Genomic DNA, 24255 nt, shown 5'->3' on the forward strand with positions numbered 1-24255 from the left:
TGTTGGGCGTTCGTATTTTTAGTTCCAAGGTCCGTTTGTAGTTATGTTTATTGTTTCTCCATTTTTGTCAATTTTGTACAATACACCTGCACACCCTAACCAAATATTGCCTTCGTTATCTTTTAGAAAACTCATTGTCGAAGTGGGTACATCATAATTTACAAACTCTTTTTTTTCGAGTTTATAAACTCCATTACTTATTGTGCTAAACCATAAATCGTTTGAAAGGTCTTTGTAAATTTCATAAACATCATTTTCGCTTAAACCTTGTCTTTCGGAAAAGTGTATGAATTTTTCTCCATCAAATTTATTTAGTCCACCTTGTCCAAATCGCTTTTTTGTATCAGCATTGTCTTTTTCAGCTACTCTTGTTCCTATCCAAATGTTTCCTTCATTATCAGGTTCAATTGATTGGACATTGTTTGAGTTTAATCCTTCTTTCGTAGTAAAATGAACGAATGATATTCCGTTAAATTTGCTTGCACCATAACCATCTCTTCCAAACCAAATATTTCCTTCTGAATCTTCTGCAATTGAGGTTATCCAATCTTTGGTGTCTGGGTTAATTTTAGTTTCTACTTTCGGATAAGGAATTGCAAATATTTTGAATTGAATTCCATCAAATTTGCAAACTCCGCCCCAAGTTCCAATCCAAAAAGTTCCTTTGCTGTCGATAAATAAATTACTCACCATATCGCTACAAAGTCCATCTTTTTCAGAATAGTTTGTAAATGATTTTCCATCAAATTTTGATATTCCACCACCTGTTCCAAACCATAAATTGCTTGAATCATCTTCAATGACCCTTGTTACACGATTGCTCGGCAATCCGTCTTCTGTTGTCAAATAGGTCAATTTGTTTCCGTCATATTTTGCCACGCCTTTCTCTAAAGTTCCAAACCATAGATTTCCTTTAGAGTCTTGGAATGTTTCTACAACATAATCGTCAATTTGCGAAGCGTTTTGTACTTCAGTCGGTTTTTCATTTATTTCAGTTTCCGTTTTCTTCTCTTGCGATATGCAAGAAACCAATAAAACTGTCATTAATGTTAAGAGTAAAATTTTCATTTATGTTTGGTTTTAATATGACGCACAACGGTTTGCAGCTACAAGAAGTTGGCGATTTCGGAGACGAAAACTGTTTGTCAGCACTGAATTTGATGCGAAGAACAAAGCTTCATTTAAGCACTGAACCGCCAATTTGTTGTAGGTGCAGTTAGCTGTTGTTAATATTTATTAGTTTATTTATTAATTGCATTTTAACTATTTCAGAAATTCCATAAATAGGCTCTTTCCACTCTAAATTGTGGTAGTAGTCAAAAGTCTCTTTTATTGAAACATCAAAGTCTGTAAACTCAATGTTTAATCCACGATTCGCTTTGGTGTTGTCATAGGTAAAATAATCACAATCTAACCATAATGGCAAATCAGTCCATTCAGAAATGTTATGGCTTTTTAGAAATCCAGAATCTGCGGCATATGTTTTAGGTTGTTTTCCTGTAATTCCAACAATAGTTGAGATTAATTTTGAAATCGAAAGTTTAGGATACGTTGTAACATTATATATATCAGATTCCATTTCTTCAATCAATGTTCCGATTATTGCCTTTACTAAGTCTTTTACATATGTTACTGAGAACAGACTTTCACCTCTGTTCGGAATCAGTACATCATGTCCGCTTTTTATCTGATAAAGCCAATAATATAATCTATCTGTATTATCATATTGTCCATAGACTAATGATGGTCGTAAAATACTGTATCGCAAACCACTTTGCTGTAATATTTTTTCACATTCTGCTTTTCTTTTTCCATATGTTGCCAATGAAGAATCTGTTCTTTCGTCATCACTGCAATTAAGTGTAGGCGAATTTTCATCACGTAATATGGTTTTATTCAAGTCGTTATTATAAACTGAGCATGTTGAAATAAATATGTATCGTTTTAAAGAATTGTTTAGTTGCTTAGTAATCTTACTCAAGGAGTTTGGGAAATAGCATGACAAATCAACAATATAATCCCAGTTTTGAGTAAAAATTGAATCTATCTCAGGCGTATTTCTATCACCATATATTTTTCTTATCTCATGATATAAATCAGGATTGCTCTTTCCTCGATTGAAGATTGTAATTTCAAAATTATCAAGTGGTAATAATGTTTCAATTAAGTTACGCCCAATAAAGTTTGTGCCTCCTAAAATCAATATTTTTTCCATAATCGATTAATGTCTTGTTTAATAACAGCTAACGTTTTGCAGCTACCCGAAGGTGGCGATTTCGGAGACGAAAACTGTTTGCCACAGTTGAACTTGATACGAAGCACAAATCTTCATTTAAGCACTGAAACGCCAATTTATTGTAAGCGATGTTAGCTCTAGCCATTCTATTATTTATTTGTTGTCATTTCAGTTACTGTTTCTCCGTCATATTTCCATATTCCATTTGCTCCCCCAAACCAAATATTGTATTCAAAATCACCAAGAATGAATAACACATCAGAGAAGGCTTTTCCGTTGTAGTTAAATTCAGAAAACTTTTGACCATCAAAAATGCATAAGTTTCCCATTCCTGTTCCCAGCCAAAGATTGCCATTTTTGTCTTCATAAATTGCACGAATCTGCTTATTGCAAAGTCCGTCTTCAACAGAATAAGTTTTGAATGAGCTACTATCATAAACAGTTAATCCGCTGTTTCTATTTCCGTTAAACCCAAACCATATCTTTCCGGTCTTGTCACAGTAAATTGTTCGTACCTGGTCTTCACTTAATCCATCCTTTATCAAATATTGTGTAAATACTTTACCATCGAATTGACTGACTCCTCCATGAGTCATTGATGCAAACCACATTTTTCCTTTGTTAGCTTTTCTTATAAAAGGAATCCAATTGTGAAACAAACTATCTTCTTGTTTTTGTCCGATTTCGGTTAAATATGATTTGAAGCTTTTCCCATCATAGCAATAAGCACCAGCTCCTCCAGTTCCAATCCATAAATTGTTGTTGTTATCGGTTGCTAAAGCATAAGCTGCATTTGGGCTTAGAGTGGGGTACACAGTGCTAATCCAACCTGTAGTGGTATCTTGGTAGGGTAGAGCAATATGTTCAAACTGTTTTCTGTCGTATTTGGTTAAACCGTTTTGAGTTCCGAACCACATATTATTTCTATGGTCGGAGGTGATGGAATAGACTTGGTTACTGCTCAATCCGTTTTCCTCGGTATAGTTTTTAAATGCTTTTCCATCATAATGATATATACCACCGCCATTACTGCTAAACCAAATAGTGCCGTCTTTGTCCAGGTAAGCATTTGAAAACCCATTTTTGGGAACTGGAAATTTGATTACTTCTATAACTTTCTCATCATCGGATGATGGTTTGTCATTTTTTACTTGTCCGATACAAGAAATAAATGTTGAAACTAAAAACAGTAAAAAGATATTTCTAAATGTGAATTTCATTTTTCGTATTTTATGGTTATAGATAACGGTCCAGCATACACGACGGCCGCCTTCCCTCTATGCCATAAGTAAAACAATCCGTTTTCATTTACAACCATGCCAAACAAAATTCCATCTAGGTCGCATTAGGCGGTTGGCTTGCATGCTATTTTATACCTTGCCGGCCATGTCATGTTGGTCTTATATTTGGATTCCGTCTTACATCAAATAATGAAAGAATAATAAGTTTTTCATCGTGGATCCTATAATATACTCTTATATTTTTAATCAATAAAATGCTATTAATCCTATTCCGAGAATTCTCTAGAACTCCTAGATAAGGATTAGAACTTATTAAATTTATTAGGTGTTCAAGTTTGGACTGGAATTTTATGGCTGCCTTTTCTCCCCATTCATTTGTCAGATACTCTAGAATGTTATTTAAATCAAACGTATCGGCTTTTGCAAAGCGTATTTCCATTTATCGCTTAAATACTTCATTCATTGAAACCAAATTATCGTCATTCTCTGATTCGTTAAAAGCTCTTAGGATGTGGTCTTTTTGGTCTTGGGTTAAATAATTCCAAGTCCTAGTATCCTTTGTGTTTCTATAATATTCAATCAGCTCATAAATGGCTTCCAGTTTATCTAGGTCTTCAATGGATTCCAGTAGAGTGTTAATATCCTTTATCAAAGTATTCTTTGTCATAATTCTACAAAAATAGCAATTTAATTTATTTTGGCCGGTATGGCATAACACGTTTATATCCAGTATATATCTTCTTCCAAAAACCCAAAAAGCCGGATAAACAAAGCTTTATACCGGTATTGTACAAATATACTTTAGTCCGTTAAATTTGACATTGCATAATTGCACTGAATCGTCATGAGACGCAATCTAAAATTTATAAATTTTTAAAATTGCCACCAAATCAAGCTTTCCCCATGCCCTTTCTTAAAAACTCCCCTAAATCCCTCAAAATCAGAAACATAATCTGAAATTACACCTTTCATTATCTTTGCATCCTTTAAAGTCCAAAAAATGATTTACAGAGAGTACAAATCGTTGCAATTACCGGAAATCGATCGGCAAATGTTGGCGTTTTGGGAAGAGCAGGATATTTTCAAGAAAAGCATTGAGAACCGCGATGGTGCTCCTGATTTTGTGTTTTATGAGGGTCCGCCTTCTGCAAATGGGAAACCGGGTATTCACCATGTAATGTCGCGTACGGTAAAAGATATTTTTTGTCGCTATCAAACGCTCATCGGGAAACAAGTTCACCGCAAAGGGGGCTGGGATACACACGGACTGCCCATCGAACTGAGTGTAGAAAAAGAACTGGGAATCACCAAGGAGGACATCGGTGTCAAAATTTCTATCGATGACTATAATGCCAAGTGTCGCGAAACGGTCATGCGTTTCAAAAATGAATGGGACGATCTGACGCGCTGTATGGGTTATTGGGTGGATCTCGAACATCCTTATATTACTTTTAAAAATGAGTACATCGAATCTGTTTGGTACATCCTCAAGGAGATCTACAAAAAGAATTATTTATACAAAGGTTATAGCATTCAACCCTTTTCCCCCGCTGCCGGAACGGGTTTGAGTTCGCACGAATTGAATCAGCCCGGTGCATATCGCGAAGTCAAAGATGTATCGGCCGTGGCTTTGTTCAAGGTCAAGAAAGAATCTTACAATACCGACCAACAAAAATTATTCGGCGATCTCGATTTTTATATCGCGGCATGGACGACTACACCATGGACGCTTCCCAGCAATACCGCTCTGGCCGTTGGTGCATCCGTAGAATATCTCATCGTTGAATGTTACAATCCTTATACCCATCAACTTCAGAATATACTGATGGCTAAAGATTTGTTACATAGCTGGTTTAAACCGGAAAATGAAGTTGAAGATGCATTGCCTGCGGTTGATGAAAAAAGAACCTACTTTCATCGTTTAAATTACAAACTAACGGGCGTTCATATCGAAGGCTTGAAGTATGAACCCTTATTCGATTATGCCATCCCCTCTGATGGAGATGCTTTCAGAGTTTTACTCGGAGATTTTGTTTCTACTGAAGAAGGAACGGGTATCGTCCATATTGCGCCTTCTTTCGGAGCAGATGATATGCGTGTAGCTAAAAAGTATGGCATCGGCAGCCTAACACTCGTTAACCGGCAGGGAAAATTTACTTCGGAGGTTTATGATTTTGCAGGTGAATATGTAAAGGAAGCTTATCTGAGTCATGATGAGAAGGAAGCTGAAAAAAAGAGATTAGGTCTGGAACGCTATTTGTCGGTAGATGAACGTCTGGTCATCAAAATGAAAAAGAGCGGACAGCTTTTACATTCGCAAAAATATGCACACAATTATCCACATTGCTGGCGGACCGATAAACCGGTTTTATATTATCCACTCGACAGCTGGTTCATAAAGGTCACTGCAGTAAAAGATCGCCTGATTGCCCTCAACAACACCATTCAATGGAAACCGGCTGCCACAGGCACCGGAAGATTTGGCAACTGGCTGGAAAATATTCAGGACTGGAATTTATCGCGGTCGCGCTATTGGGGCATTCCACTACCTATCTGGAGAAATGAAGAGGGCTCCGTTGAAAAATGCATAGGTTCAATAGAAGAGTTACAAACAGAAATTGAAAAAGCCAATGTCAAACTGGGTCTTCAACAATCAGTGCCCCAGGATTTGCACAGACCTTATATCGATGAAATAGTTTTAGTATCTGAAGAAAGTAATGAAGTACTCAAAAGAGAACTCGATCTGATCGACGTATGGTTTGACTCTGGGTCGATGCCTTATGCACAATGGCATTATCCCTTTGAGAAAAAAGATTTGAGCAGAGAGTTTCCTGCTGATTTTATCGCAGAAGGTGTTGACCAGACCAGAGGTTGGTTTTATACTTTGCATGCAATTGCAACAATGGTTTTCGATAACGTTGCTTATAAAACCGTAGTTTCAAACGGTTTGGTATTGGATAAGAACGGGGAGAAGATGTCGAAGCGCAAAGGCAATGTGGTGGATCCTTTCAGCACACTCAAACAATACGGCGCAGATGCTACGCGATGGTATCTTTTAAGCAATGCAGATCCCTGGGAAAATCTCAAATTTGACCTGGAAGGAATTACAGAAGTGCGGAATAAATTTTTCGGCACTCTGTTTAATACTTATTCTTTCTTTTCCATATACGCCAATATTGACGCGTTTGTTTTTAATGAAATCAATACCATTCCTGTAGCACAACGCGCAGAACTCGATCGGTGGATACTTTCCAAATTGCAGAATGTCATTTTAGAATACAGGGCAAACATGAATGCTTATGAGCCCACACAAGCTGCACGATCTATCGAGAAATTTGTAGGCGATGATTTGTCCAATTGGTATGTGCGGTTGTCTCGTCGCAGGTTCTGGAAATCGGAATCCTCAACCGACAAACAAGCAGCTTTTGAAACGCTGTTTGAATGTTTGAAGGCAGTAAGTCAGCTCATGGCATCTTTAGCACCATTTATGGGTGACTGGTTATACAAAAATCTAACAGACACTTTGCGAAGTAATGGGCTTTCTGCGAATTCTTCTATGCGCCATGATTCTGTGCATCTCAGCGATTTGGCAGTGGCCAATTTGGAATACGTAGATGAAGCCCTTGAGCGCAGAATGGATTTAGCACAACGCATTTGCAGTCTCGTATTATCATTGCGAAAAGCACAGCGCATCAGAGTCAGACAACCGCTGAAACAAATCCTGATTCCAATTTTCTCCGATGAATTTAAATCGGATATCAAATACGTTGAAGAACTCATCAAAGCCGAAGTCAACATCAAAGAGATCAATTATATTTCTGCTGATACAGATCTGGTGAAAAGAAAACCAAACCCAATTTTAAAACGCTCGGCAAAAAATTAGGCAAACACATGAAAGAGGCAGCAGAGGCCATTCTAGCCTTTGATGCATCGATGATTCAAAAACTAGAAAAAGGAAATGCAGTCGAACTCAACTTTGAAGCCCAAACATTTCCAATCCTACTCGAAGATGTCGAAATTCTTTCAGAAGACATCCCCGGTTGGTTGGTAAGTACCGACGGACCCCTTACCGTCGCACTTGATATATCCATCAATGACGAATTATTGGCAGAAGGTTATGCCCGCGAATTGATCAACCGAATTCAAAACATCCGCAAGGAAAAACAATTTAACGTCACGGACCGGATACAGATTCAAATACAAGCACATCCTGACATTGAACTTGCACTATCCGGATACCTGGATCTCATCTGCAATGAAGTTTTGGCAGATTCGATTATACAGCAAACATCAGACAATCAGGATAACATCGATTGGCTCGATGATCAAAAAATCGGGATACACGTTGAATTGAAATGAATATTAATGAGTCCTCCAGCTGAAGCTGGAGGCTATTGATGGTATTTGGATATAGAAGATATTTTTCATAGAACATCTAATCTAAACCCGCAAGACGGCTTCAGCCGTATTCATAAACGAAAATTTCGGGTTGATAAAAAATGCCGAAAACAAAAGGAGAATCATTAAATTTAACACAAATTATCAATAGGGATGGGTTTCAACCCATCCCGAACCCCATTCCGAACCGGAAATACAAACGCATTTTAATATTTCAACCCATCCCGTACATCAAACCGAACCCAACCTATCTCAAAACGAAGGGTAAAATAATTTTCAACATTTACCCAAAATGAACTTCAATCTCCATTTCGACTGTACATGGTGGTAGGTAAAACATCATTTGGATTTAATTCTACAATTTTTCCATTTCTCATCACTACCAAGGGACTATTCTTTAGTTTTTTAAACTCGATCAATTTTTTATAGCACTCTTCAAGACCCTTAACAATTTTGTCTCTTTCTTCTTTAAATTGTTCATTTGTCGTCATTATATTTTTTTTTAATAGTGTTCCAAATTACGAAATTATGGATTTTTACTTCGTTAATAGTTCCTTCTGAAATTATTTCATATTTATCCCCGGAATTATTTACAAATAACCAATTATCTAATTTAGGCAAAAATAATTCGAAAAAATTATGAAGTCCTCTTTTATAACGCCTTCTTATTATTTCTTCGGGAACATTATGGCCTCCTTCTTTTACTCGAGTCATAACTCTTAATATTGCCAATTCTTCTGAGTGCAACTAAAAAAATAGGCATGTAATCTGATATCCGTTATCCTTAGCAGCTTTAATTAATTCAATATAGCTTCTTGTAGAGAGTGTAGTTTCAAATGCGAAACTAGTTCCTGTCTTTAATAGTTTCTTAATTCTAGCCAGCATTAATTTTCCTGCCTCTATTCCAGCTTTTTCAGGCTGAAATGGGGATAAGCCTTTGGCAATCTCATCTGCATTTACAAATTCTTTGCAATCCAGAATTTCAGGCAAAATTGTGTAAGAAGCTGTTGTTTTTCCTGCTCCATTGCAGCCTGCTATAATAAACAGTTTTTTCATTAATTACAAAAATACTAAATTACTTCGTATAAATTGATTTAAATAGTTCACCTGCGAAAGAGGTTGATGAAGTTTGAATTGCAAATATTAAAAACTGATTTCTGATAAAATGAGGGTATGGGTTTCAGCTTTAAAATACATGCGGCTCTTGTTATAATTGCAATAAAATCTGTCAAACTTCTATGACTATATATAATAGGAGGAATATCATTATAGTACTGTATTTTGTTCAAAGGGAAAAAATAATTTATTTACGCTTATATTGCTTTTATGAAAGCACAATCAATTTATAAAATAACGGATGATGTAAGTTCAGATTTATTTTTTCCGACAAACCAAATCCCTCCTCATCTAAAATTTTGATCAAATATTTAGGACTTAGATTCATTCAATTCCTAATTCAATGAATATTCTAATGTATTGCTATCATCCGGAATCAATTCTCCCCTGTCTTTTAATTCCTCTATATACAAAGTAATGGCTTCTCTGGCCATCGCAACGGCCTCATCCACATTTTCGCCATAGGTAATACAACCAGGAAGGGCGGGAACAATTACAGTATAACCTCCTTCTTCTTCTTTGTGTAAATGAATTTTATAGGTGTACATCTGGAAATGTTTCGAAGGAGTATAAATTGATTTAAGAGTAAAATTACATCAATTTATGTTTCTAAAAAAGAGGAAATTAATTACCCGAAATCTAAACTAAACCCGCAAGGCGGCTTCAGCAGTATTCATAAACGAAAATTTCGGGATGATTAAAAATACCGAAAACAAAAAGAGAATCATTAAATTTAATACAAATTATCAATAGGGATGGGTTTCAACCCATCCTGAAACGAAAACCCATCCCGCAACGAATATAAAAACAAAATTTAAAATTTCAACCAATTCGTGCAACGAAAATAAAACGATTAATAAAATTCAAAATTATAAACAGGATCCTCCAGCTGAAGCTGGAGGCTATTGATGGAAATTGATAAAAATCATGAATTAAAAACGCAAACAAATAAATTGAACCCGCAAGACGGCTTCAGCCGTAATCATAAACGAAAATTTCAGGATTATAAAAAATGCCGAAAACAAAAGGAGAATCATTAAATTTAACACAAATTATCAATAGGGATGGGTTTCAACCCATCCTGAAACGAAAACCCATCCCGAAACGCAATCAAAAACGAAATTTAAAATTTCATGTCAATTTAAAAATTCACCCCTCCTCACAAATCCCCTTCAATATTTCCAATGCCTTGGGCCAGGTTTCTAAAAAATACGCATCAAAACTTTGAATCGTATCCATTTCAACTTTTAAGTTGGTACCCGTTCCACTTGGTAAAAAATAATAACACTCCATAACACCCTTCCAAATTTCAATTTCGGGACCGTCCAGGACTTCTTTACCATCTTGTAAAATTCCAAGATGCTCAATGCATACACAAGAAGCAGGAATGTTTTTTTGGATTCTGCTCACCATGCCGCCTTCATTACCTTGCTCATCCGTGCCGACAAAGTGAATGGCAGTTCCCTCATCCCAACTACCCCTATAATGAGATCCGGGATTAAAAGCAGCCGTCCATTTTTGGTAGGTATCGGGCGCCAACATGAGCTGATATACTCTTTCCGGAGTTGTATTGATGAAATATTCAAATTGAATTTTTTTCAGCGTTAATCCCGCTGCATATTTTGAAAAATTATCCAAAATAGCTTGCCAGCCCTGTTGCTGCAATTCATGAGAATTCTCGCTTTCCGGATCAAAGGACTCCACGATCCTCGTTTGTCCATTTTCATCGATAAATTCCACCCGGGCCTTGCGACCATCCGCCATCGTATATTCGATAAGCTGATTTTCTTCGACGGCATCATATACTCCGGTAAAATCGAATCCCATACTCCCGTCTTTGGCTTCCATCCGCGATGTAAAATGACCGCCCGGCCTTAAATCATTTTCTGCGTGGGGGCAATGCCAATCATCGGAGGCAGCATTCCATTTTGTAATGTGAAAGGGATGGGTCCAGTATTTCCAAACTTTTTGTGGGCTGGTGTTTACCAAGGTAGTTACAGTGATCATAAGCTGAAAGATTGTGTTGGGGTAAAAATAAGAAATATCTTGAAAATATATCGCCAGAATTTAGGCAACAATCAAAGATTTAATATTCAGGTGATGTGTATAAGACTAACGAATGTTAGTAGGTATTTAACTGATGGGGCCTGCTGCTGCTGCGCAAAAAAAATTTAACACCGGTTTATAATCCGTTTGGAAAACGGAGTTTTCCTATCGCCCCAGCGTATCCCGCTTTCTTTAAATTTCTTAATATCAAAATGTATTTCAAAGCGGGATCCGTTCTGGTGATAGCAAAACTTAGTTTTGCGAACGGAATGTTGAATCAAAAACCCAAGCAAATTATTTGAAACTGTCAGACGGCTTCAGCCGTTTTCAAAAACGAGAATTTCAGGATTTTGAATAGTACTGCAAACAAAAAGAGGATTATTAAATTTAAAACGCAACCATCAATAGGGATGGGTTTCAACCCATCCCGAAACGAAATGCGATCGAATTTTACTATTTCAACCCATCCCGCACCGTAAATACGAACGAATTGTAAAATTCCAACCCATCCAGAAATAGAATCCAAAATAATTTTTAACAAATTGCCATTCACAACCCCCATTCACATACCGCCATCTTGAAAATAATCTCAAAACGAAATGCAATATAATTTTCAAATTTTATTCTTGATGAGCTTTGTGCCAAAGATTATTAGATCAGAAATTCCCCATCCCTATAAATCACAACACCATCTGCTACAATCTCCCCACCCTTCCGCATATCGGTGATCATATCCCAGTGAATCGATGAATGATTTTTACCTCCACTTTGTAAGTATGATTGTCCGATAGCCATATGTACCGTACCTCCGATTTTCTCATCGAAGAGAATATTTTTTGTGGGCCTTTGAATGTTTTTATTGGTGGCAATGGCGACTTCTCCAAATCTTCTGCTTCCTTCAATCTGGAAAATGCGATCCAATAATTCCTGTCCGACCTCAGCTTTCCATTCAACCACTTCGCCTGCTTTTACGATGAGCCTAATTCCCTGAACATCCTGTTCTTGATAGATGCTGGGGAAATTAAAATATATTTCACCATCAACGCTATCTTCTACCGGACTCGTAAACACTTCTCCTGATGGCATGTTGGCTTTGCCATCGGAGTTGATCCATGTACGTCCTTTTACAGAAAAAGAAATCTCAAATTGCGGATTGCGATAAATAATATGATCGCAAGTATTGAGGTAATCGACAATGCCCTGTTGATAAGCCGAAAGTTCTTTCCACTTTACAGCCGGATTTTCTTCGTTTAAAAAACAAGCTTGTTGTATAAACAAAGTATATTCATCAAGTGTCATCCCTGCATGAAATGCACCATATGCTGTAGGGTATTGACACAAACTTCTTTTTAAAGAACCATTGCCCAATCTTTCAAAATACAATTGATCGTAAGTTTGTATCGAATGCATTCTTGTTTTTCGGTTTTCAGCAGGTATTTGAAATTTTTGTGCTGATAAATACGGGGCACGAATGACCATTACAGCATCAAATTCTGTCATGGCTTGTTTGAAGGATGCGGAAACATGTGAAAGTTGATGATCTTTTCCCTTGGACAATAATATTTGGTCCTGATTTTCAAAAGATATTTCTGTTTCTACAATAGCGCCGGCTTCTGTTGCTTTCTCAAAAAATGCTTTTAGCAGCGGCTCAGCCAAAGTGGTAGTTCGTACGAACACTCGTTCGCCTGCTTTTAAGTACAAAGAATAATGAACCAGAAGATCGGCATATTTATCAATCCAAGACATTACCAGGTTTTTGCTTTGTAAGGATAGCGAATCAGGTATTGTTTGATGATCGCATCTTTAAGAAAATTGCGAAGCAATTCGATATTCTCCATCGATTTTGCGGAAATGAATAAGACCGGATATGGATAATTGGCCTCCATTTGCCGATGCAATTCCTGTTCGAGATCTTTTTTGACTTCTGCTTCCAGCAATTTATCAAAATATTGTTCGCGGTAAGCATCCATTTTATTACAAACCAGTAGGACCGGTTTTTCACCGGCACCTAATTCCTTCAAAGTTTCCGTTACCGTTTGTATGTGATCTTTGTATTGCGGATGTGAGATATCCACAACATGAATGAGAATATCGGATTCGCGCACTTCATCCAGCGTCGATTTAAAACTCTCGATAAGATGATGCGGAAGTTTGCGGATGAATCCTACGGTATCTGAAAGTAAAAAAGGCATGGCATCCCAAACGACTTTGCGAACCGTAGTGTCTAAAGTTGCAAATAATTTGTTTTCTGCAAATACAGAAGACTTACTCAGTAAGTTCATCAGCGTTGATTTGCCGACGTTGGTATAACCTACCAGCGCCACGCGAATCATTTCGTCCCTGTTTTTTCTTTGCGTAATATTTTGCTGATCGATTTTTTCCAAACGCTTTTTGAGTAGGGATATTTTTTCTTTTACAATCCGTCGGTCCGTTTCAATTTCCTGTTCGCCGGGTCCGCGCATACCAATACCTCCGCGCTGTCTTTCCAGGTGCGACCACATCCCGCGAAGTTTCGGATAGATGTATTGCAACTGTGCCAACTCGACCTGTGTTTTTGCTTGTGCGGTTTGTGCGCGACTTGCAAAAATGTCGAGAATCAAAAAACTACGGTCTATGATTTTAACCATGAGTCCTTTTTTGAGAATATTTTGTTGTTTACCGCTGAGATCATCGTCGAAGATGACCATGTTGGCCGGAAAGTGTTCCATATAATCAGCGATCTCTTTTATTTTTCCGGGACCGATAAAAGAGTAGCTATTGATCGCTGGTAATCTTTGCGTAAATCTTTTGATGACTTGAGCACCGGCAGTTTGTGCCAGAAATTCCAGTTCATCCAAGTGCTCCTGAACCAATTTATCAGATTGGTCCGGAAGGATGATGCCAACGAGGATTGCTTTTTCAGCTTCGCCATTTGCATTTTTATATTCCTGTACATCAAATGACGTTCTCGGCATAAAGAATATCGATTACTTTAAATTTTTAATGCCATCGTATCCTCCAAGGTTGTAGACTTTTTTAAAGCCATTTTTCTTCATGTACTCTACAGCATCACTACTTCTGCCCCCAGCGGCACAATGCAGGTAGTAGGTTTTATTTTTATCCCAAGTGGCCGCTTTTTTTCTGAAATCGTCGCTTAACCAATCTGCATGTATAGCTTTGGTGTGATGACCGCTATTCCATTCTTCAGAAGTACGAACATCAACAATAGTTCCTGGTTCTTTTTTGAGTTGAGTAGCTACATCTTTTACAAATTCCTGGGCATTAGAGGCTTGATTGCAAGCGAAAAAGCTTAATAATAAAAAGGATATTACTGTCGGATTGAAAATTTTCATTTAAATATATTTTGAAGGAAACGAAAGAATGATATATAAAGTTCAAGTTTTAGTAAAAGATGCCAATTATTTAAGCAGAATATGAAGTACTTCTTCGTACAACATAAAACAGGCTACAAAGATGAGGACAAATCCAAATAATCGTTTGAGTTTTTCGGAAGAAAATTGATGCGCAATTTGAGTTCCATATAAACTGGAACTAACGGTAATGAAAGTGAAAGTGCTCAGCAATTTCCAGTCTAAGTGATAAAGAAGTTCGGTTTTTGCCATCAGTCCCATGGCCGTGTTTAAAAATATGATGCACAATGAACTTCCTACTGCAATTTTAAATTCTAGATCTAATAATAATACAAGAGCCGGTACGATGAGAAACCCGCCACCGGCGCCTAAAAGTCCTGTGATGGCTCCTACAAAAAGACCATTTAAAACAAAGGATAGGTTTTGATTTAAATGTTTATCTGTTGCTTTGTGTTCAACAACATTTTTCGAAAGCATTTTGAAAGCCACGACAAACATCAATAATGCAAAAACGATGAGCAAACCTCCGGATTTGCTAATGATGTAATCGTTTAAAGTGAATAATCGATCTGGAATGGCGGGCAAAACGAAACCTCGGAAAATCCAGACAGAGATCAACGAAGGAATACCGAAGGAAATAATGGCTCTGACATGGATCTGCTTCATGCGAAAATATTGGATGGCCGTAGTAAAGCTAGTGAGACAAACCACAAATAGCGAACAAGTAATTGCGTCCAGACCGTTGACTTTCAGAACATAAACAAATACAGGGATAGTTAAAATGGCTCCACCGGCACCGATGATACCCAGAGATAATCCAATAAGGATGGCGCAGAGGAAGGCGAGGAAGAGGAGAAACATGGTGTAAAGTTAAACAGGATTGGACAAGATTAAATAGGATTGAACAGGATTGGCTGGTATATACTGTGATGGGTAAAATTATGGAGGATTTTATTGGAGTTTATCTTTAGGTTTTGATGATTTAGGAGTGAATACTTGAGGACTTTGTTTTCAGTTTAGTAAGATGTAATAATAAAATGAATTTTATTTAAGAATAAGATGTTTGTGAATTTGTATTTTGCGGCAACAATAATAACTCGACCTATGGCAAAATATCTTTTATTCTTCCTTTTTTTATTGCCTTTAACTTCCAAAGGCCAGCCTGTGGATTCTGCAGTTATTAAGCAAGTGGATAGTTTGATAAATAAATCCAAAGAATATGCATCCAAACGAAATATACAATCGGCATTGGAAATGTTGGATAAGGCCGGTGAATCGTCAGCATTACATTTTGGAAAGCTCTCTAAATCTTATGGCAAAATTTGTCACCATTCTGCAAATTTGTTAGCGAAGGGTACTGATTTTTTTTTGGCTGAACAAAAATATCTTGAAGCCATTAAAATTTATGGTAAACCGGAAAATGATGCTCATGCAGAGTATTGTATAGTCTTGCAAGATTATGCCGCTTCCTGTTCTTTGTTTGGTTATTTTGAAAAAGCTGAAAATAATTACATCATTGCTAAAAGTATAATAGAAGAAACGTATGGTCGTTCAACTTCAAAGTATTGCTCAATCCTAAAAAATTATGGCGCATTAAAATATAACCAGAATGATTATAAGGCGGCTGAAAAATTATTATTGGAAAGTTACCGCTGTATGGTTGACAATAGTTTTGTTGACGAGCCTATTTATTTGGATTTACTTGAATCATTGGCAAATCTTTATACGACTATGAGAATTTGGGATAAGGTAATTGATTACCGAAGCCAATGTAAACGAGGTATTGAGAAAAAGTTTGGTAAAAAAAGTTTGCAGTATGCGTCTACACAGGTACAAATTGCAAATACGGCTTTATTCTCAGGAAACCTGGATGAGGCAGAATTAGTATTTTTAGAGGCCAAAAGTTTGTTTGAAGATTCTTTAAAAGTTACGGTCCACCCATATTATATTAATTGCCTGGGCAGACTCGCTGATGTATATTTTAAAATGTATGAATTTGAAAAATCAGAGAAATTGTATATGCAAGTAATTTCTTTTTTTGAAAATACAATCAAAAATAGGGTACATCCATTTTATTTTGAATGCCTTATTTCACTTTCAGACTTACATCTTCAAAGAGGCAATTTTCAGGAAACCGAATCTCGTTTATTAAATTTGAACAAACAAATAATGGAGATTCTTGGAGACCATTCCAATACGTATTATAATTGTTTATTGCTGCAAAGCAATTTATATCATCTGAGCTCAAACACAGGAAAAGGGGATTCGATATTCACTTTACTTATCGACAGAGCACAAGGCAATATTTTGAATGGTGCTAGCCATTTATCGGAAAGTGAATTATTGCAATATTTAAATACCTTTAAAGGAGCCCTAAACAGGGTTTATTCATACGCAAATGATGCAAAAGTTCAAAGTGTTGTTGCAGAGAACTTAAGTTTTGATAATGCGCTTTTCTTTAAAGGCTTCGTATTAAATTCATATGGAGCCATCCAAAGGATTAAAAATAAAGATGAATTCATTAATGATCAGTTCAAAAGTTTAAACGAATGTAAGCAAAATCTTTATAAGGAATATGCCAAACCGCTTAGTCAAAGAACTAAAACAAATGAACTGGAAGCACTGTGTAATTCAAAAGAAAAAGAAATCATTGACAAAGTAGATGGACTTGCAGATTTATTAAAGATGGTAACATGGGAAGAAATGCGAGGATCCTTAAAACCAAAGGAACTTGCAATGGAAATAATTCATTTTAATTATCATAGGAATGGATATAATGGGAATACATTATATGCAGCAGTTTTATTAGCTAAGGAATACGCAAAACCGATATTCGTACCTCTTTTTGAAGAAAAGTCCCTGGATTCTGTATTGAGTCAACATATTTCGAGAAGATCAGATTATGTGAATCTCTTGTATCAAAATATAGATAGAGGAGCTATCCATAAAGACTCAAAGGGAGTTAAGTCATTGTATGAACTTATCTGGGCGCCAATGGAAAAATATTTACATGGAATTGAGAAAATTTATTACTCACCATCAGGATTGTTGCACCGTATTCATCTTGAAGCTATTTCAATATCCTATGATAAGACGATTGGCGATCGCTATCAAATAATCACTTTGAACAGTACCCGGCAATTAGTTATTTCAGGACTAACGAATGTTAGCAATCAGGATGTGGTATTGTATGGAGGCATACATTTTGATGTGGATAGTACTTTTAATGGATCAGAGCCTATTTTAGCTTCAAGATCAAGAGGTGAGTTATCATTTGAATACGTCGATACAAGCTTGCGAGGCGGAAGCTGGAATTATTTGCCGGGAACTGAAAGAGAGATTCAGGCCATAGAAGAAGTGGTAAAATCCAAGGCTTTTAAGGTCATGGTCAAACGTGGAAGTGCGGCTACAGAAGAATCTTTTAAACAAATTGGTGAGAGAACAGCATCACCACGTGTATTGCATATATCTACTCATGGATATTTTTTTCCAGATTCGAAGAAAGAAGTTGGCAATTTTCAGTTGGCAGTTACCAGTGAAGAACCCGCTTTTAAAATCTCAGAACATCCCATGCTCCGTTCGGGCCTTATCTTAGCAGGCGGAAATGCCGGGTGGAAGGGACAACAATCGCTGGAAGTTCGAGAAGATGGTGTACTGACCGCTTATGAAATCAGTCAAATGAATTTATCCAATACCGAACTCGTCGTATTATCAGCGTGTGAAACGGGATTAGGCGATATCAAAGGCAACGAAGGCGTTTATGGATTGCAACGTGCATTTAAAATAGCAGGAGCGAAATATTTGATCATGAGTTTGTGGCAGGTACCGGATCGCGAGACTAAAGAATTTATGGTGAGTTTTTATAAAAACTGGTTGACGAAAAAGAAAAGCATACCCGAAGCATTCAGGATGACACAGAAAGAAATGCGGGAGCGTTTTATCAATCCTTATGCATGGGCGGGGTTTGTGTTGGTGGAATGAATTTCCTCGTGCTCTTCGCTCATTCTCACTCTGATTTTTGGGGGTGCTGACGCATTTGGACAGCATGCAGACAAGCTCCGCTTCGTCAGCATTTGTGTGGGTGGAGTAATTTAGACAAATAAACTCTTATATCTCACTCATTCTTCTAGATATAATTATGCTTAGTGTATTTTGGATTTCTTTGTCGAACTATGTAAATGTGAAATAGATATAAGAATGAATTGAGACCAAGCATTTATTTATTACTAGTTATTTGGTTTTTAGTATGTGAGTAAAAATTACCATCTTTGATTTTCTGTCAACAGCTATTGTTCATCCAATTTTGGGTTTATTGAGTTATTGGCAATGATTATTACAAATTTAAATCATTTTAAGACTTCTTTATAGTTATTTTTATTTAAATACTCAAACTCAGTGAAGACCTTAAACAAGTTTATTTTTATTATGTCTTTTATTCCTTCATTTGTATTCTCACAAATTGTGGATACAAATAGTGTAATCAAAGAAGTGAATAATTTAATATCAGAATCTAGAAAATATTCACTAAAAAGAGATCTAAATACGGCATTAAAATTATTAAATGATGCTGATTCTTTATGTGAAGTTACTGTGGGAAAAGAATCAGTGATTTATGCAAAAGTAATTTTTAATATTGGCAGAGTTCATTTTCTAAAAATGGACTATGCTGCTGCTGAGAAAGGATATTTTCAAGCATTGGAAATTTATAAGCAAAAAAATGCAACAAATGACGAGGAATACCCGGCCATATTGATGCAAGTAAGTGTGTTATACAGAGATCAGCATAAATACGAATTGGCTGAAAATTATTGTCGGGAGTCATTGATCCTAAGAGAAAAGATATTTGGTATTAATAGTAAGCAGTATTGTTCCTCTTTGATAAGTCTGGCGAATATTTTTAATTTGACAAACCGTTTTAAAGAAGCGGAATCAATATATCTGGAGGTCAAGGATTTTTATAAAAAAAATTTAGGAGATACCCATCCTGATTACATTGTGAATTTGCATAATTTAGCATATTTGTATATTAAGCTTGAAAAATTTGAAGAAGCTGAAATCCATTTAATGGAAGCTAAAAGTTTACTAGCAATGACAGAGGGTACAAATAGTGGTAAATATGCTACGTGTATTAATACTCTGGGGATTTTATATTCAAATATGGCTATGTATGAAATAGCAAAACCTTTATATCTCGAGGCGAAAGAAATATTTGAACAACTTGTTGGAAAAAAACATCCGCTATATATAGCGTGTATTCAAAATTTAGTAGGCATATATTTTAAGATTGGGGAGTTTGAGATATCAGAAACTTACCAGCGTGAGATGATTGTAAAAAAAGAAGAAATGCAAGAAAAAGATATCGAAAGTTATGCATTAGGGTTAAATAATTTAGCAGGATTGTATCTGGGATTGGGTAATTATAAAAAAGCGGAAGCACTATATCTTGAAGCAAAAGAGATTAATGAAAGTAAATTCGGTAGAAACCATGATGGATTTGTTTCAAATATAGCAAATCTTGCAATACTCTATTTCTATAATTCAGAATTTGAGAAGGCAGAAATATATTACAAGGAAGCACTGCAAATCAATGAGGAATTATACGGCAGTGAGAATTTGAAGAGTGTTGCATATTTAGAAAATCTAGCTATTTTATATAAAACCACAGGGAGATACGATTTAAGCGAATCCTATTTTATGGTATCTAAACGAATTATTCAAACTTTATTAGGGGTTGAAAGTAGAGATTACGCGAGAAGTCTGAAAAACCTGGCTACTTTATATGTTAAAATGAATTTGGATGTGATTGCCGATTCATTATTTAATCAAGCAAATAAATTACTGGAAAAGCAACATGTTAAAAATGATGTTGTGTATCGGGAGAATTTGTTAAATATGGCAAAGTTTTATGAAATGAAGGGCTTATTTAAGCGTTCAGAACCCCTATTTCAAGTGTTTTTTGAGTTAGAAAAGGAACGACTTCGACATGGCTTGACGTTTTTGTCTGAAAGGGAACTTGTTATGTATATGAATTCTTTTAAACACAGTTCAGATTTCTTAGTAAGTGCATATCTAAACCGAGTGGAAAAGAAACAGGAGGATATATCTAATGAGATGCTCACATTACTTTTTGATAATATCCTTTTTCAAAGGGCTTTTGCATTGAATTCTGCTTCAAAAATTAATTCATTGGCAAAAAAATCTGGACATATCGCTGAAGACTATTTGCGATTGAAAGGTTATAAGCGCCAATTATCTATTGAATATACATTGGCAAAAAGAAATCAAAATAAAATTGATACATTGGAGGATAAAGCCAATGAAATTGAGAAGAAATTAATTAGAGATCAGCATGGATTTTTACAACTTGATCAAATTGTGAATTATCAAGATATTTTAGGCAAAATTGGAAAAGATGAAGTTGTCGTAGAATTTCTGGATTTTAATCGGAATGAAATAGATAGCCTCAAGGAAAAAGTATATTCGGTTCTATTATTGAGGGGTGGTTGGGCAAAACCAGTTTTTGTTTATTTGTGTAGTGAGCGTTCTTTGGATTCAGTACTCAATGATCCAGTTGGAAGGGTATCCGGGCAGAAATTTTATAGAGATATGTATTCAATTTCAAGTGATCAAAAAGACGAAAATATAAATAATGCTTTATTGAAACTGATCTGGAAACCTATGTCGCAATATATGGAGGGAATTAAAAAAATCTATTATTCGGCATCAGGCATTATGCATAGAGTTAATTTAAGTGCTATACCTTTAACAGGTAATCAAACATTAGGGGAGAAGATACAAATTGTTTCGTTGTCAAGTAGTAAGCAACTGTTTCAAAGCCAGAGTTATTTACCACAAAATAATAATGCCATTTTATTTGGAGGAATACATTATTCCCAGGATTCAACAGATCTTGATACATTTTCGCTAGTATCAACAAGGAGTCACGATGGAGTCGACAATCAGTCTAATGATAATACTTTACCTAACGATTATTGGAAAATGTTACCATGGACAATCAAAGAGATTTCAGCTATCGGTAATTTATTAGAAAGCAGCTCCATACATGTAAAGTTAATAACTGGAAAATCTGCTACAGAGGATGCATTTAAGAAGATAGAGAATTTGAAAAGCTCTCCCAGGATTTTGCATATTGCGACACATGGATATTTTTTTCCAGATCCGAACAAGGAAGTTGATAATTCACAGTTGGCTGTTTCCGGTGAAGAACCCGTTTTTAAAATCTCAGAACATCCCATGCTCCGTTCGGGCCTTATCTTAGCTGGCGGAAATGCCGGGTGGAAAGGACAACAGACGCTGGAAGGTCGGGAGGATGGTGTGCTAACAGCTTACGAAATCAGTCAAATGAATTTATCCAATACCGAACTCGTCGTATTATCAGCCTGTGAAACCGGATTAGGCGATATCAAAGGCAACGAAGGCGTTTATGGATTGCAACGCGCATTTAAAATAGCTGGAGCAAAATATTTGATGATGAGTTTGTGGCAGGTTCCGGATCGCGAGACCAAAGAATTCATGGTAAGTTTTTATAAGAACTGGCTGACGAAAAAGAAAAGCATACCTGAAGCATTCAGGATGACGCAGAAAGAAATGCGGGAGCGTTTTATCAATCCTTATGCCTGGGCGGGATTTGTGTTGGTGGAATGAGTTTTCTCATTCTCCGCGCTCATTCTCACTTTGATTTTCGTCAGCATGCCGACAGGCTGGCGGCTTCATCAGTTATTGTTAGAATAAAACATAAGAACCGAAAGTTTTAAATATTTTCGATTTTTATTACGGTTATTTATGGCTAATTGGCGGGACTATTTTGATCTTCTTTTTTAAAATCAATTTGACCTGCTTTAAGTAAAGATGCTTCGTCTTTTTGAATGGATTGTGATAGCCTTGTAAATTCTTTATTGCAGGGTTTCCCACAGGCCAGTGCATTTAAAAAGGAGTACCATTCTATATCCATAGTTTTTTGAGGGTCCGGACTTTGGCTGAGGGACAATTTAAATAAATTTCCGGCATCGGTATATTTACCGAGTCTGAAATAACAAATGGCCTGAAAATAGGGTTTTTCAAAACTAACGTTAGTTAGTTTATGAAGATAATCCAATGCTTTAGAATAGGCTTCTAAATTAAATTCCATTTTTGCAGAGTCCAGTAAACTTTCCGTTGAACCGCCTCTGACATAAGAAAAATCTTCGGGAGTAGAAAAATAAAAATCGGCCATTTCTCGGGCAGAACCGGGATCTTGCCATGCAAAGATGGGCGTTTCTTTTGGAAGTGTTTCTTGCTGCTTTGGCAAACTATCTCGGATAGGTTGTTTTGAATTGTTTTGAAGGCTGTCCTCCGGCAAAAGAATTTTGTCCACCTGCTCAGGAATTAGGATGGTTTTTGCCGGATGGAGGCCTGAATCCGAAGTAAAGTTTATTGTGCTAAAATAGAGGATACCCACACTGATCAGTCCCGCAATAGCAATCCATTTAATCCATTTTAATCGTCTGTTGTTTTGTTGTGCTTGTTGTATTTTTTCTGAAAGACCTATCCGACGAAGATCTTTTATCAATTCTCTGGTTTGATGGACTTCAGCCTGTAGATCCGGGTCGAGTTTCAACTGACGATCGAAGGCTTCCAGTTCCTCTTCCGTCATTTCGCCGTTTATATATTTTTCAATGTCAAAGTTGCGCATAACTGGATTTATATTTGTTTGATAAAGCCAACAGTTTTTTCATACACTGACTGCGGCTTACCCTCAACGAATCTGCATTTTTATAGCTTGTCCTGTTTTCCTTTATTTGTTCTTCATCTGAAAGTTCGGAAATATATTTGAGATAAATGAGCTCTTTGCAGGGAGAGCCAAGCTCTTCGAGCATCCTTTTCAATAGTTTCAGTTTATCACCAATGCCCAGGTCAGCATCTTCCAGTGTAGGATACTCATGCAGTTGCTCGTCTAAAGGATCTGTGAGCAGATGATGTTTGAGCCTTGATGCATTCAGGCATAAGTTCTTGCAAATCGAGATTAAGTAGGTTTTTGGCGATGACCGCTCCGTTTGAAATTGGTCCGATTTTATTTTATTCAACAAAATGAGCATGCCATCGTGTAGGATTTCATTTAATAATTCATCCCGGAGCTCTAATTGTTTCATCATTTTAGATACAGAACTTTCAACATTTTGCAACAGACACTGTATAGCCTGGGTCTCTTCCCTGGCCAGGCCAATGAACAGTTTTTCATCTGTTTGATACAATCTGCACGGAAAAATCCAGTGTAAAGGATTCTTCTTTACCTCCTCCATAGGTCCAAGTATTAAGGTCCATGCAAACATACAATATTAGTTATTGTCATGGAAGCTTCAAAATGTAAATCAATCATTTGTTAACAGATAAATACTTTTCTTATATCTATTCAGGCAACCGAGTAAGAGACTTGAACAGAACCATAGTCATGGAAACAAATTATTTTGAAATTCTTTACATTTTCCTTTCCGGTAACAATAAGGGATAGAAGGACTCCAAAACTGGAGCAAGGCTCAAGTATATGATGCGGAGAACTTGAATTCTTAACTAAAACAATAAAAGTAAAAATTATGAAAACCACCTTAAATCTTCTTTTTCTGTGTAGCTGCCTCGGATTTATTTCCTGCAGTGATGATGATGAATTAAGTGTGGAGAATGCAGATGCAACCGGAACGATGACTTATGTACGAAAAAGTTTTATCCCATTGACGTTAGATTCTTCCGGTACAATGCCTTTATCAGCTATGATCACTATGGAGGGCACAGGCAATCTGACCCAATTGGGAATCATCAATGTAAACAGTACGTTCAAATTTGATTTTGTGCAGGGAAAAGGCAGCGATTTTCA

The 24255-nt window shown here is 36.5% G+C and carries 17 protein-coding genes and 2 pseudogenes; 4 read left to right on the forward strand and 15 right to left on the reverse strand.

The window, feature by feature from the left end:
* Positions 1-18: 18 nt before the first annotated feature.
* The 5 genes from IPM92_14455 to IPM92_14475 form a co-directional block, all read right to left on the reverse strand.
* Complete coding sequence (locus IPM92_14455) at positions 19-1068, reverse strand: hypothetical protein (GenBank protein ID MBK9109534.1); 1050 nt, start codon at positions 1066-1068, stop codon at positions 19-21.
* A 148-nt stretch (positions 1069-1216) separates the two neighbouring features.
* Positions 1217-2215 carry an NAD-dependent epimerase/dehydratase family protein gene (locus tag IPM92_14460; protein MBK9109535.1) on the reverse strand — a complete coding sequence of 333 codons (999 nt, stop codon included), beginning with the start codon at positions 2213-2215 and terminating at the stop codon, positions 1217-1219.
* 170 nt (positions 2216-2385) lie between these two features.
* Positions 2386-3456, reverse strand: coding sequence for a hypothetical protein (locus IPM92_14465; GenBank protein MBK9109536.1), 1071 nt, complete (start codon positions 3454-3456; stop codon positions 2386-2388).
* 169 nt (positions 3457-3625) lie between these two features.
* Positions 3626-3916 (reverse strand): type II toxin-antitoxin system RelE/ParE family toxin, encoded by a 291-nt coding sequence (locus tag IPM92_14470; GenBank protein MBK9109537.1) that lies wholly within the window; start codon positions 3914-3916, stop codon positions 3626-3628.
* Positions 3917-4144, reverse strand: coding sequence for a hypothetical protein (locus IPM92_14475; protein ID MBK9109538.1), 228 nt, complete (start codon positions 4142-4144; stop codon positions 3917-3919).
* A gap of 333 nt (positions 4145-4477) precedes the next feature.
* Between IPM92_14475 and IPM92_14480 the strand changes: the two are divergent.
* Positions 4478-7836, forward strand: a pseudogene (locus tag IPM92_14480) (isoleucine--tRNA ligase).
* Between the two features lie 338 nt (positions 7837-8174).
* Here the strand turns inward: IPM92_14480 and IPM92_14485 are convergent.
* The 8 genes and pseudogenes from IPM92_14485 to IPM92_14520 form a co-directional block, all read right to left on the reverse strand.
* Positions 8175-8366, reverse strand: a complete 192-nt coding sequence (locus IPM92_14485; GenBank protein MBK9109539.1) for a hypothetical protein — start codon at positions 8364-8366, stop codon at positions 8175-8177.
* Positions 8353-8931: pseudogene (locus IPM92_14490) on the reverse strand (zeta toxin family protein). The gene IPM92_14485 and the pseudogene IPM92_14490 overlap by 14 nt, the downstream one beginning before the upstream one ends.
* A 395-nt stretch (positions 8932-9326) precedes the next feature.
* Entirely contained in the window at positions 9327-9539 is a 213-nt protein-coding gene (locus IPM92_14495; protein ID MBK9109540.1) for a type II toxin-antitoxin system HicB family antitoxin, read from the reverse strand.
* Positions 9540-10140: 601 nt separating this feature from the next.
* A complete protein-coding gene (locus IPM92_14500) occupies positions 10141-10998 on the reverse strand; it encodes an SRPBCC domain-containing protein (protein MBK9109541.1) in 858 nt (285 codons plus the stop codon).
* Positions 10999-11688: 690 nt separating this feature from the next.
* Positions 11689-12783: an aminopeptidase gene (locus IPM92_14505; GenBank protein MBK9109542.1), complete on the reverse strand. Its 1095-nt coding sequence runs from the start codon at positions 12781-12783 to the stop codon at positions 11689-11691.
* The gene (gene hflX, locus IPM92_14510) at positions 12783-13991 is read right to left on the reverse strand and encodes a GTPase HflX (GenBank protein MBK9109543.1); all 1209 of its coding nucleotides are present in this window, start codon (positions 13989-13991) and stop codon (positions 12783-12785) included. The genes IPM92_14505 and hflX overlap by 1 nt, the downstream gene beginning before the upstream one ends.
* 12 nt (positions 13992-14003) lie before the next feature.
* Positions 14004-14369: a rhodanese-like domain-containing protein gene (locus IPM92_14515; GenBank protein ID MBK9109544.1), complete on the reverse strand. Its 366-nt coding sequence runs from the start codon at positions 14367-14369 to the stop codon at positions 14004-14006.
* 66 nt (positions 14370-14435) lie between these two features.
* Entirely contained in the window at positions 14436-15248 is an 813-nt protein-coding gene (locus IPM92_14520) for a sulfite exporter TauE/SafE family protein (GenBank protein ID MBK9109545.1), read from the reverse strand.
* 243 nt (positions 15249-15491) lie between these two features.
* Between IPM92_14520 and IPM92_14525 the strand changes: the two genes are divergently transcribed.
* Together IPM92_14525 and IPM92_14530 are read left to right on the forward strand one after the other, a co-directional pair.
* Positions 15492-18368, forward strand: a complete 2877-nt coding sequence (locus IPM92_14525; protein ID MBK9109546.1) for a CHAT domain-containing protein — start codon at positions 15492-15494, stop codon at positions 18366-18368.
* Positions 18369-18782: 414 nt separating this feature from the next.
* Positions 18783-22052 carry a CHAT domain-containing protein gene (locus tag IPM92_14530; GenBank protein MBK9109547.1) on the forward strand — a complete coding sequence of 1090 codons (3270 nt, stop codon included), beginning with the start codon at positions 18783-18785 and terminating at the stop codon, positions 22050-22052.
* 142 nt (positions 22053-22194) lie between these two features.
* On the opposite strand, the gene IPM92_14535 is transcribed toward IPM92_14530, so the two are convergent.
* Together IPM92_14535 and IPM92_14540 are read right to left on the reverse strand one after the other, a co-directional pair.
* Complete coding sequence (locus IPM92_14535; GenBank protein MBK9109548.1) at positions 22195-23079, reverse strand: hypothetical protein; 885 nt, start codon at positions 23077-23079, stop codon at positions 22195-22197.
* Complete coding sequence (locus IPM92_14540; GenBank protein MBK9109549.1) at positions 23066-23686, reverse strand: hypothetical protein; 621 nt, start codon at positions 23684-23686, stop codon at positions 23066-23068. Before IPM92_14540 ends, IPM92_14535 begins: the two co-directional genes overlap by 14 nt.
* Positions 23687-23977: 291 nt before the next feature.
* Here IPM92_14540 and IPM92_14545 point away from each other — a divergent pair.
* Positions 23978-24255, forward strand: a 278-nt coding sequence (locus IPM92_14545; protein ID MBK9109550.1) for a hypothetical protein, incomplete at its 3' end; no start/stop codon positions are given.

Source organism: Saprospiraceae bacterium, assembly GCA_016719615.1.
In the GTDB taxonomy this organism is placed as follows: Bacteria; Bacteroidota; Bacteroidia; order Chitinophagales; family Saprospiraceae; genus Vicinibacter.